The organism is Achromobacter sp. (assembly GCF_049647645.1).
In the GTDB taxonomy this organism is placed as follows: domain Bacteria; phylum Pseudomonadota; class Gammaproteobacteria; order Burkholderiales; family Burkholderiaceae_B; genus Achromobacter.
On sequence record NZ_JBARYB010000154.1, the window covers coordinates 1 to 11,054 of the forward strand.

The 11,054-nt window shown below is 64.6% G+C and carries 11 protein-coding genes; 7 read left to right on the forward strand and 4 right to left on the reverse strand.

Going from position 1 to position 11,054, the window contains the following annotated elements; translation table 11 throughout:
* Window positions 1-182: 182 nt before the first annotated feature.
* The 3 genes from WBB14_RS17950 to WBB14_RS17960 form a co-directional block, all read right to left on the reverse strand.
* On the reverse strand, window positions 183-608 hold the full coding sequence (locus tag WBB14_RS17950; protein WP_013396768.1) for an organic hydroperoxide resistance protein: 426 nt from the start codon (window positions 606-608) through the stop codon (window positions 183-185).
* Between the two features lie 143 nt (window positions 609-751).
* Complete coding sequence (locus WBB14_RS17955; protein ID WP_424241030.1) at window positions 752-1,213, reverse strand: MarR family winged helix-turn-helix transcriptional regulator; 462 nt, start codon at window positions 1,211-1,213, stop codon at window positions 752-754.
* Window positions 1,214-1,273: 60 nt separating this feature from the next.
* Window positions 1,274-1,978, reverse strand: a complete 705-nt coding sequence (locus WBB14_RS17960; RefSeq protein ID WP_424241031.1) for a Crp/Fnr family transcriptional regulator — start codon at window positions 1,976-1,978, stop codon at window positions 1,274-1,276.
* A gap of 169 nt (window positions 1,979-2,147) precedes the next feature.
* Here WBB14_RS17960 and WBB14_RS17965 point away from each other — a divergent pair, with 169 nt between their 5' ends.
* From WBB14_RS17965 to WBB14_RS17995, 7 genes are all read left to right on the forward strand, one after another.
* The gene (locus tag WBB14_RS17965; protein ID WP_424241032.1) at window positions 2,148-4,124 is read left to right on the forward strand and encodes an AMP-dependent synthetase/ligase; all 1,977 of its coding nucleotides are present in this window, start codon (window positions 2,148-2,150) and stop codon (window positions 4,122-4,124) included.
* A 5-nt stretch (window positions 4,125-4,129) separates the two neighbouring features.
* Complete coding sequence (locus tag WBB14_RS17970) at window positions 4,130-4,927, forward strand: ABC transporter ATP-binding protein (RefSeq protein WP_424241033.1); 798 nt, start codon at window positions 4,130-4,132, stop codon at window positions 4,925-4,927.
* A gap of 11 nt (window positions 4,928-4,938) precedes the next feature.
* Complete coding sequence (locus WBB14_RS17975; protein ID WP_013396773.1) at window positions 4,939-5,868, forward strand: branched-chain amino acid ABC transporter permease; 930 nt, start codon at window positions 4,939-4,941, stop codon at window positions 5,866-5,868.
* 26 nt (window positions 5,869-5,894) lie between these two features.
* Window positions 5,895-6,959 (forward strand): branched-chain amino acid ABC transporter permease, encoded by a 1,065-nt coding sequence (locus tag WBB14_RS17980; protein ID WP_207469788.1) that lies wholly within the window; start codon window positions 5,895-5,897, stop codon window positions 6,957-6,959.
* Window positions 6,960-7,085: 126 nt separating this feature from the next.
* Window positions 7,086-8,426 carry an ABC transporter substrate-binding protein gene (locus tag WBB14_RS17985; protein WP_424241034.1) on the forward strand — a complete coding sequence of 447 codons (1,341 nt, stop codon included), beginning with the start codon at window positions 7,086-7,088 and terminating at the stop codon, window positions 8,424-8,426.
* A gap of 61 nt (window positions 8,427-8,487) precedes the next feature.
* The gene (locus tag WBB14_RS17990; protein WP_207469786.1) at window positions 8,488-9,330 is read left to right on the forward strand and encodes an ABC transporter ATP-binding protein; all 843 of its coding nucleotides are present in this window, start codon (window positions 8,488-8,490) and stop codon (window positions 9,328-9,330) included.
* Between the two features lie 20 nt (window positions 9,331-9,350).
* Window positions 9,351-10,619, forward strand: coding sequence for a phenylacetate--CoA ligase family protein (locus WBB14_RS17995; RefSeq protein WP_424241035.1), 1,269 nt, complete (start codon window positions 9,351-9,353; stop codon window positions 10,617-10,619).
* An 18-nt stretch (window positions 10,620-10,637) separates the two neighbouring features.
* On the opposite strand, the gene WBB14_RS18000 is transcribed toward WBB14_RS17995, so the two are convergent.
* Window positions 10,638-11,054: TSUP family transporter (locus WBB14_RS18000; protein WP_424241036.1), on the reverse strand; the 417-nt coding region annotated here is incomplete at its 5' end.

The following is an 11,054-nucleotide window of genomic DNA, read 5'->3' on the forward strand; positions in this document are numbered from 1 at the left end:
ACCTCGATGCGCCCGAGGGAATCCGAAGGAGTCGCCGAAGGCGAGGACGAGGATGACGACGGGGAAGTCCGGAGCGAACGCTCCGGACCGCAATCGTGGGCGCGAGCCGCCACGCCGCACGCGACGACGGGCGGCCTATGTACAAAGCCGCCCGCCATAAACCATCAACAACCCATCAACGATCAAACAATCGTCAACGTCACATCAATATTGCCACGCGTAGCATTCGAATAAGGGCAAACGATATGCGCCGCAGCCACCAGCTTCTCGGCCTCGGCCCGCTCCATCCCCGGCAACGAAATCTTCAATTCGACTTCGATCCCGAACCCCGTAGGAATAGGACCGATGCCAACAGCGCCGTCGATCGTCGCGTTGGACGGCATGGCGATCTTGTCGCGGCCGGCGACGAATTTCATGGCGCCCATGAAGCATGCCGAATAGCCCACGGCGAACAGCTGTTCCGGATTGGTGCCGGCCGCGCCCGCGCCGCCCAGTTCCTTCGGCGTGGTCAGTTTGACGTTCAGGTTGCCGTCGTCCGTTGCGCCCGTGCCTTCACGGCCGCCGGTTACGTGCGCATGGGCGCGGTACAGCACTTTTTCGATAGACATGATGCGTTTCCTTCATTGGAAAGTGGAGGTTGGACTGCCAGGCCAGACGGGACATCCCGCTGCGGCCCTTACTAATTGAATAGTGCAATATTAAATAGTGCACTATTTATTGAATCCAGCAATAGCGGGCATGGCCCGCCACTTCAAAGACTTGCGGTCAGCTTCTCTCGCAGCGCATGCAGCGTTTTCATCATACCTTGCGCCTCTTCCAGCGAACACTGCGCCGCGTTCGCGACGGAGTGCGGCACGGCCTGGGCCTGCGCGCGCAGCTCGCGGCCCTGGCGCGTCAGCCCGACGATCACCTGGCGCTCGTCTTCCACGGCGCGTTTGCGCGTCACCAGGCCCGCCGCTTCCAGGCGCTTGAGCAGCGGCGTCAGCGTGGCGGAATCCAGGAACAGGCGTTCGCCGATATCCGTCACCGTAATTTCGTCGCCCTCCCACAGCACCAGCATCACCAGGTACTGCGGATAGGTCAGGTCCAGGCCGCGCAGCAGCTTGCGGTAGACCTTGTTCATCGCCAGCGAGGTCGAGTACAGGGCGAAGCACAGCTGGCTGTCCAGCAGCAGCGGGTTGAATGCGGCCTTGGCTTTGGATCGAGATTTCATTGCGCAATATTAAATAGCGCGCTATTTATCGTCAAGGAGTTTTTTTCGAGCAGACGGCGCCTAGGCCGGTTCGCTCTCGGCCACGTCCCGGTCCGACCCGTATTGTTTCAGGCCATCCAGGTCCAGCACCCGCACCGCGCCGTATTCCACATTGAGCAGGCCAGCCTCTTCCAGCTTGCGCAGCGCCTGGTTGGCGCGCTGCCGCGATACCCGGGCCAGATAGCCTACCTCTTCCTGGGTAATGGCCAGGCGCATGCCCATGCCGGGGTATAGCAAAGGGTTGAACAGCTCGGCCAGGCAGCGGGCCACGCGCGCGTCCGGATCCAGCAGGCGGTCGTACTCCGCCTTGCCGATGAACTGCGCCACGCGCTCATTCAATTGATGGAGCAGATAGCGGTTGAACGGGATGCTGCTGTCCAGCAGCCAGTCGAATGTTGCGGCCGGCAGGCGCGCCACCACCGAATCCCGCAGCGCCACGATGTCGTACTTGCGGATCTCGCGTTTGAGCAGCGAGCCTTCGCCTATCCAACCGCCGGCCGGCACGCCGGTCAGCGATGCCACCTTGCCTTCGGCGTTGCCCACCGAAACCTTGACCAGTCCCGCCAGCACGCCGATCCAAGCCTGTGCGAGTTCACCTTTGCGCTCTATGATCGACCCGGCAACCACCTGCTGCACGGTCAGGTCCCGCTCGACGCGCTCTTGTTGGTCGCGGCTGAGCACGCGAAACCAGGCGGCGGCGAGTTGCAGGGAGTCGGCTAGCTGCATCGGGAATACCCTAAAAGTTCCTTGAATGTCGCGATGGTGACAGTTGGTAGCAACCCAACCTTATACCTTAACTCCTGCCGTAAATCTAAAACCAACTGGTCAAGCGCTTCATTGCCACTGCCGCTCACGCGGACTCCTGGCCCGATGCGCCCAAACCGGAGGAGACATCGTGGCACATACACCGCCCGCATCTGCACGGATGCCGGCTGCGCTGGATACCTTTCCGGCGTTGCTGTTCACGCATGCCAGCGTTCGCGGGTCGCGGCCCGCCATACGCGAAAAAGATCTGGGGATCTGGCAAACCCTTACGTGGTCCGAAGTGGCGGAGCATGTCCGGCACGTCGCGCATGGATTGGCCGCGCTGGGCATCAAGCCCGGCATGCACGTGGCCGTCATCGGCGAGAACCGCCCGCGCCTGTACATGGCGATGATGGCCGCGCAGTCGCTGGGCGCGATCCCCGTGCCGCTCTACCAGGACGCCGTCGCCCAGGAAATGGTCTACGTGCTGCAAGACGCCGAGATCAGCGTGGCCATCGTTGAAGACCAGGAACAGGTCGACAAGATGCTGGAGGTCCTCGAACAATGCCCCGCGCTCAAGCACGTGGTGTACGACGATCCGCGCGGCCTGCGCCACTACTCCGACCCCATGCTGCGCTCGTATGAGCAGCTGGAAGAACTGGGCCGTGAATACGCCAGCCAGCATCCTGATTTCTTCGAGCAGGCAGTGGCCGCCGTGCAGCCGCAAGATCCGGCCGCCATGTTCTACACCTCGGGCACCACCGGCAAGCCCAAGGGCGTGGTGCTCACGCACCATGCGCTGATCGACCGCGCGCGCGCCGTGTCCGAGATGGAAAATCTGACTGACCAGGAAGACGTGCTGGCCTATCTGCCGCCCGCCTGGATCGGCCAGAACATGTTCTCGTACACGCAGCTGCTGGTCACGGGTTTCACGGTGAACCATCCCGAGTCGCCCGACACCGTGTCGATCGACATGCGCGACATCGGACCGACCTACTACTTCGCGCCGCCGCGCGTGCTCGAAGGCCTGCTGACGCATGTGATGATCCGCATGGAAGACGCGGGCCTGATCAAGCGCAAGCTGTTCGCGGCCTGCATGAAGCTCGCGCGCCGCGTGGGCACCCGGATCCTGGACGGCGAGCAGGTCAGCGCCTGGGACCGCATGCGCTATGCGTTGGGCAACATGATGATCTACGGCCCGTTGCGCAACGCGCTGGGCATGAGCCGGGTGCGCGTGGCCTACACCGCGGGCGAGGCCATCGGCCCCGACCTGTTCGTGTTCTACCGCTCCATCGGCATCAACCTCAAGCAGCTGTACGGTTCCACCGAGACCTCGGTCTTCGTCTGCGTGCAGCCCGACGGCAAGGTGCGCGACGACACCGTGGGCCCGCCCGTCGACGGCGTGGAGATCCGCGTCGCCGACAACGGCGAGATCCTGGTCAAAAGCCCGGGCCTTTTCAAGGAGTACTACCGCAACCCCGAGGCGACCGCCGAGGCGCGCAGCGCCGATGGCTGGTTCCACACGGGCGATGCGGGCTATCTGGACACCGACGGCCAGCTGAAGATCATCGACCGCGCCAAGGACGTGGGCAAGCTCGCCAACGGCAGCCTGTTCGCGCCGAAGTACATCGAGAACAAGCTCAAGTTCTTCCAGCACATCAAGGAAGCGGTCGCCTTCGGCGCCAACCGCGAAGACGTGTGCGCCTTCATCAACATCGACCTGGAAGCCGTGGGCAACTGGGCCGAGCGCCGCGGCATGCCCTATGCCGGCTACACCGACCTGGCCTCCAAGGACGAGGTCTATCAGCTGATCGCGGAATGCGTGGAGCAGGTCAACGCCGACCTGGCCACCGATCCCAAGCTGTCGGCCTCGCAGATCAGCCGCTTCCTCATCCTGCACAAGGAACTGGATCCGGACGACGACGAGCTGACCCGCACGCGCAAGGTGCGCCGCGCCTTCATCGCGCAGAAGTACGGCGTGCTGATCGACGCGTTGTTTGGCGGCAAACAGTCGCAGTTCATCGAAACCGAAGTGAAATTCGAAGACGGACGCACCGGCAAGATCTCGGCGGACCTGAAGATCCGCCCAGTCAAGACCTTCCCCGCCATCACCGCCAAGGCCGCGTAGAGATCATGAGCAACAACGACCGCGACCAGCGCATCGGCGACATCATGCTGGACATGCAGAACATCTCGCTGTCCTTCGGCGGCGTGAAAGCGCTGACGGACATTTCCTTCAATGTGCGCGAACACGAGATCCGCGCCATCATCGGCCCCAACGGCGCCGGCAAGAGCTCGATGCTCAACGTCATCAACGGCGTCTACACGCCGCAGCAAGGCGGCATCGAGTTCCGCGGCGAGCGCTTCTCGCGCATGAACCCGCGCCGCGCCGCTGAAATGGGCATCGCCCGCACGTTCCAGAACCTGGCGCTGTTCAAGGGCATGAGCGTGCTGGACAACATCATGACCGGGCGCAACCTGCGCATGAAGTGCGGGTTGCTGGCCCAGGCCTTCCGCCTCGGCCCGGCCGAGCGCGAAGAGATCAAGCACCGCGAGTTCGTCGAGAACATCGTCGACTTCCTGGAAATCCAGGCCTACCGCAAGACGCCCGTCGGCCGCCTGCCCTACGGCCTGCAAAAGCGCGTGGACCTGGGCCGCGCGCTGGCGATGGAGCCGCGCCTGTTGCTGCTGGACGAGCCCATGGCCGGCATGAACATCGAAGAGAAGCAGGACATGAGCCGCTTCATCCTGGATGTGAATGACGAGTTCGGAACCACCATCGTGCTGATCGAGCACGACATGGGCGTGGTCATGGACATCTCGGATCGCGTCGTGGTGCTGGACTACGGCAAGAAGATCGGTGACGGCAAGCCGGACGAAGTCCGCGCAAACGAAGACGTCATCCGCGCCTATCTCGGCGTGTCGCACTAAGGCGGACAGACATGGGATTTTTTCTAGAGACCTTATTCGGCGGCCTGATGAGCGGCATGCTGTATGCCCTGATCGGCCTGGGCTTCGTACTGATCTTCAAGGCGTCCGGCGTCTTCAACTTCGCGCAGGGCGCGATGGTGCTGGTGGCGGCGCTGTCGATGGCGCGCTTCTCGGAGTGGCTGCCGCGCTGGTTCGGCTTTGACAACATGATCCTGGCCAACGTGCTGGCCTTCATCGTCAGCGCCATCGTGATGTTCCTGCTGGCGGTCGCCATCGAACGCTTCGTGCTGCGCCACCTGGTCAACCAGGAGGCCACCACCCTGCTGATGGCCACGCTGGGCATCAGCTACTTCCTGGACGGTCTGGGCCAGATCACGTTCGGCAGCTCGGTGTATTCCATCAACGTCGGCATGCCCAAGGATCCGCTGATGATCCTGGACTCCGTGTTCGAGGGCGGACTGCTGATCAACCTGGAAGACCTGACGGCGGCGGTGATCGCCGCCCTGCTGGTGGCCGCGCTGGCCCTGTTCTTCCAGTACACCTCGACCGGCCGCGCGCTGCGCGCGGTGGCCGACGACCACCAGGCCGCGCAATCCATCGGCATTCCGCTGAACCGCATCTGGGTGATCGTCTGGAGCGTGGCGGGGCTGGTGGCGCTGGTGGCGGGGATCATCTGGGGCTCGAAGTTCGGCGTGCAGTTCACGCTGTCCACCGCGGCGCTGCGGGCGCTGCCGGTGGTGATCCTGGGCGGCCTGACCTCGGTGCCGGGCGCCATCCTGGGCGGCCTGATCATCGGCGTGGGCGAAAAGCTGTCCGAGGTCTATCTGGGGTCGCTGGTAGGCGGCGGTATCGAAATCTGGTTCGCCTATGTGCTGGCGCTGGTGTTCCTGCTGTTCCGTCCGCAAGGGCTGTTCGGCGAGAAGATCATCGACCGCGTCTGAGCCCACAGGCCCTCTAGGATAAAAAAATGTTCTATCGCGAAAACGGCCAATTCAAGACCAGCTATCGCGCTGACCAGCAGATCTTCCCGATCCGCCAGGACCGCATCTTCATCTGGCTGCTGCTGGCGGTGGCGTTCGTCGCCATCCCGGCCATGGCCAGCGACTACCTGCTGCGCGCCATCCTGATCCCGTTCCTGATCCTGGCGCTGGCTGCCGTGGGCCTGAACATCCTGGTGGGCTATTGCGGCCAGATCTCGCTGGGCACCGGCGCCTTCATGGCGGTGGGCGCCTACGCCGCCTGGAACTTCGGCGTGCGCTTTCCCGGCATGCCGCTGGTCATCCAGATTCTGCTGGGCGGCTTCTTCGCCACCATCGTGGGCGTGATCTTCGGCATACCCAGCCTGCGTATTCGCGGCCTGTACCTGGCGGTGGCGACGCTGGCCGCGCAGTTCTTCGTGGACTGGGCATTCCTGCGCATCCCCTTCTTCACCAACTACTCGTCGTCCGGCAACGTTTCGGTGCCGCCGCTGACGGCCTTCGGCCTGCCGGTGCAGAGCGCGCTGGAGAAGTACCTGTTCGTGCTGATCCTGGTGGTGGTGTTCAGCCTGCTGGCCAAGAACCTGGTGCGCGGCGCCATCGGCCGCCAATGGATGGCGATCCGGGACATGGACGTGGCGGCCTCGGTCATCGGCATCCGCCCCATGTACGCCAAGCTCACGGCCTTCGCGGTCAGCTCGTTCATCGTCGGCGTGGCCGGGGCCTTGTGGGGCTACATCCACCTGGGTTCCTGGGAACCGCTGGCGTTCGACCTGACGCGTTCGTTCCAGCTGCTGTTCATGGTGATCATCGGCGGGCTGGGTTCGATCATCGGCAGCTTCTTCGGCGCGGCCTTCATCGTGCTGGTGCCGGTGGCGCTGTCCAATATTCCGCACATGCTGGGCATTCCGCTGTCGGTGGACACGGCGGCGCACATCGAGCACATGGTGTTCGGCGCGCTGATCGTGTTCTTCCTGATCGCCGAACCCCATGGGCTGGCCAGACTCTGGAGCATCGGCAAGGAGAAGTTGCGCATCTGGCCGTTCCCGCATTGATTTCGCATTGATTTCCGCGGTCCGCGGCGGCACAAGCGCGGCGGACCCGCCCTGAATACCCGGCTCAAGACCGGGCCAATCCCGGTGTCCCAGGGTTTACTGACCCAAGCACCACGCAGGAGGTAAATGGAGATGAAGCGTCTTAACCTGAAGTTGGCGGCAGCTTTGATGGCCGCAGCCGGCGCCGCAGGCGCCGTGGCCACGCCGGCAATGGCGGCGGAAGAGCAGTTCGTTCCGTTGCTGGTGTATCGCACCGGGTCCTTCGCCCCCTTGGGCATCCCCTGGGCCGACGGCAAGCTGGATTATCTGAAGCTGGTCAACGAGCGCGACGGCGGCGTCAACGGCGTCAAGATCACGTACGAAGAGTGCGAAACCGCCTACGCCACCGACCGCGGCGTGGAATGCTACGAGCGCCTGAAGAGCAAGGGCACCGGCGCATCGGGCTTCGACACCCAGTCCACCGGCATCACTTTCGCCGTCAGCGACAAGGCCATGGTCGACAAGGTGCCGGTCGAAACGATGGGCTACGGCCTGTCGCAGTCGGTCGACGGCAGCGTATTCGAATGGAACTTCCCGCTGCTCGGCACCTACTGGACCGCGGCTGACGTGATGATCCAGGACATCGCCAAGAAAGAAGGCGGCATGGACAAGCTGAAGGGCAAGAAGATCGCCCTGGTCTACCACGACTCGCCTTATGGCAAGGAGCCGATCCCCCTGCTGCAGAAGCGCGCGGCCAAGGAAGGCTTCGAGCTGGTGCTCTATCCGGTGACCGCCCCCGGCGTGGAACAGAAGTCCACCTGGCTGCAGATCCGCCAGGCCCGTCCCAACTACGTGCTGCTGTGGAGCGCCGGCATCATGACGCCGACCGCGATCCGCGAAGCCCAGGCCAGCGGCTATCCGCGAGACAAGATGTACGCGATCTGGTGGGCCGGCTCCGAAGGCGACGTGAAGGACCTGGGCGATGTCGCCAAGGGCTACAACGCCATCACGATCCACAACAGCGGCGCCGAGCACGACAAGGTCTACGACGACCTGAAGAAGTTCGTCTACGACAAGGGCCAGGGCGCGGACAAGACCGGCAAGACCACGCTGGGCACCATCGCCCATACCCGCGGCATGATGATCTCGATGCTGCAGGTGGAAGCGATCCGCACCGCGCAGGAGAAGTACGGCAAGGGCAAGGCGCTGACGCCCGAGCAGGTGCGTTGGGGCTTCGAGAACCTGAACCTGACTCAGGAAAAGCTCGACAAGCTGGGCTTCGGCCAGATCATGCGTCCGGTCAAGACCTCGTGCAGCAACCACAAGGGCGACGATTGGGCTCGCATCGTGCAGTGGGACGGCGCGAAGTTCAAGGTGGTCTCCGATTGGTATCAGTCGGACAAGACCATCCTGGACCCGATGGTCAAGGAAGGCGCAGCGAAATACGCGAAAGAAAAGAACATCACGCCCCGCACTTGCGAGAACTGATGTGAACCGGCCGCCGGCCCTGGATAACGGGGCCGGCGGCCACCAAGCCGCAGGAACAGCCATGACCGCTGCAACGACTTCCGCAGTACCCGCAGACACCCCCAAGGTGCTGCTCGACGTGAACGGCATCGAGGTGATCTACAACCACGTGATCCTGGTGCTCAAGGGTGTTTCCCTGCAAGTGCCGGAAGGCAAGATCGTGGCCTTGCTGGGCGCCAACGGCGCGGGCAAGACCACCACGCTGCGCGCCATCTCAAACCTGCTCAAGGGCGAGCGCGGCGATGTCACCAAGGGCCATATCCAGTACCGCGACCAGCGCATCGAAAAGCTGTCGCCGGCGGAGCTGGTCAAGCGCGGCGTGGTGCAGGTGATGGAAGGCCGGCATTGCTTTGCCCACCTGACCATCGAGGAAAACCTGCTGACCGGCGCCTATACGCGCAGCATGAGCCGCGGCGATACCGCGGCGGCGCTGGAACGCGTCTACCAGTATTTTCCGCGGCTGAAGCAGCGCCGCACCAGCCAGTCCGGCTACACCTCGGGCGGCGAGCAGCAGATGACCGCCATCGGCCGCGCGCTGATGGCCAACCCCAACATGATTTTGCTAGACGAGCCCTCCATGGGCCTGGCGCCGCAGATCGTCGAAGAGATCTTCGAGATCGTGCGCGACCTGAACCAGCGCGAGCGCGTCAGCTTCCTGCTGGCCGAGCAGAACACCAACATCGCGCTGCGCTACGCCGATTACGGCTACATCCTTGAAAACGGCCGCGTGATGATGGACGGCGCCGCAGCCGACCTGGCCCAGAACGAGGACGTGAAGGAGTTCTACCTGGGCATATCCAGCGGCGAACGCAAGAGTTTCCGCGACAACAAGTTCTACCGCCGGCGCAAGCGCTGGTTGGCGTGATTCCTGGAAGGTGCGATCCCATGTCCGAGTTTTTCGATGTTCTGGAAACCAGAGCGCCCGAGCAACGCGAGCGCGAGCTGATGGCCGCCCTGCCCGGCGCGATCGCCCGGGCCATGGCCCGGGCGCCGGCCATCGCCGAGCAGTTGCGCGGCATCGACCCCGCCACCATCACGTCGCGCGCCGCGCTGGCAAGCCTGCCGGTGCTGCGCAAGCACGAACTGCTGGAACGCCAGCAGCACAGCCGCGATGACGCGGCGGCGCCGGCCGGACCAAAAAAGGCCTTCGGCGGCTTCTCCGCCATCGGCTGGGGCGAGGCGATGCGCGTGTTCGCATCCCCCGGCCCCATCTATGAGCCGGAGAGCGCGCGCGGCGACTACTGGCGCTTTGCCCGCGCCCTGCACGCGGCGGGGTTCCGCTCCGGTGAGCTCGCCTACAACTGTTTTTCTTATCACTTCACGCCCGCCGGTTCCATGATGGAAACCGCGGCGCACGCGGTGGGCTGCACCGTGTTTCCCGGCGGCACCGGCCAGACCGAACAGCAGGTGCGCGCGATCCAGGACCTGGCGCCCACCGGCTATACCGGCACGCCCAGCTTTCTCAAGATCATTCTGGAAAAGGCCGACGAACTAGGCGTGAAGCTCGATTCGCTGCGCCGCGCGCTGGTGTCCGGCGAAGCCTTTCCGCCATCCCTGCGCGACTGGCTGGCCGCGCGCGGCATCGACGGCTACCAGGCCTACGGCAGCGCCGACCTGGGCATGGTCGCCTTTGAAACCCCGGCGCGCGAAGGCCTGGTACTGGGCGAGGACATCATCGTCGAGATCGTGCGCCCCGGCACCGGCGAGCCGGTGCCGGACGGCGAGGTCGGCGAAGTCGTGGTCACCACGCTGAATCCCGACTACCCGCTGGTGCGCTTCGGCACCGGCGACCTGTCCGCCGTCATGCCCGGCATCTCGCCTTGCGGCCGCACCAATACCCGCATCAAGGGCTGGATGGGCCGCGCGGACCAGACCACCAAGGTGCGCGGCATGTTCGTGCATCCGTCGCAGGTCGCCGACGTGGCGCGCCGCCATCCCGAGATCCTGCGCGCGCGGCTGGTGATCAGCGGCAGCACGGGGTCCGACCGCATGGTGCTCAAGGTGGAATCCCGTGTGCGTAGCGAAGAGCTGGGCAAGCGCATCGCGGAGTCGGTGCGCGATGTAACCAAGCTGCGCAGCGACGTGGAATGGGTGGATGCGGATGGCCTGCCGAACGACGGCAAGGTCATCGACGACATCCGGACCTACGAGTAAGCGGCGCTGCTGGCGGCCTTACGCGGCCGTCAGCAGCGCCAGCACGCCCTTGACCAGCATCGCCACGGCCACCACGCCCGCGAACAGCGCAAAGCTCTGCTGCAGGCGTCGCGGTGGAAAACGGTCCGCCACCTTGCGGCCAGTCAGCATGCCCAGCACCGCAGCCGCCGTGAACGGGGCCGCGATGCGCCAATCCAGATGCCCGCCCGCCGCCGAGGCCACGACGCCGCTGGCGGACACCAGCGCGATCACCGCCAGCGAGGTGCCGACGATGGTCTGCATGGTCAGGTCCGTGGCGCGCCGCAGCGCGGGCACGATGACGAAGCCGCCACCCACGCCCAGCAAGCCGGACAGAAAGCCCGCGACCAGCCCCGCGCCGGTCAATGCGCGCGCGCAGGGCGCGGTCCAGCGCAGCCGGCCGGTGCTGGCGTTGAG

Coding starts and splice junctions, on each gene's coding strand:
- WBB14_RS17950 (WP_013396768.1), bottom strand. CDS start 608: ATGTCTATCGAAAAAGTGCTGTACCGCGCCCATGCGCACGTAACCGGC.
- WBB14_RS17955 (WP_424241030.1), bottom strand. CDS start 1,213: ATGAAATCTCGATCCAAAGCCAAGGCCGCATTCAACCCGCTGCTGCTG.
- WBB14_RS17960 (WP_424241031.1), bottom strand. CDS start 1,978: ATGCAGCTAGCCGACTCCCTGCAACTCGCCGCCGCCTGGTTTCGCGTG.
- WBB14_RS17970 (WP_424241033.1), top strand. CDS start 4,130: ATGAGCAACAACGACCGCGACCAGCGCATCGGCGACATCATGCTGGAC.
- WBB14_RS17975 (WP_013396773.1), top strand. CDS start 4,939: ATGGGATTTTTTCTAGAGACCTTATTCGGCGGCCTGATGAGCGGCATG.
- WBB14_RS17980 (WP_207469788.1), top strand. CDS start 5,895: ATGTTCTATCGCGAAAACGGCCAATTCAAGACCAGCTATCGCGCTGAC.
- WBB14_RS17985 (WP_424241034.1), top strand. CDS start 7,086: ATGGAGATGAAGCGTCTTAACCTGAAGTTGGCGGCAGCTTTGATGGCC.
- WBB14_RS17990 (WP_207469786.1), top strand. CDS start 8,488: ATGACCGCTGCAACGACTTCCGCAGTACCCGCAGACACCCCCAAGGTG.
- WBB14_RS17995 (WP_424241035.1), top strand. CDS start 9,351: ATGTCCGAGTTTTTCGATGTTCTGGAAACCAGAGCGCCCGAGCAACGC.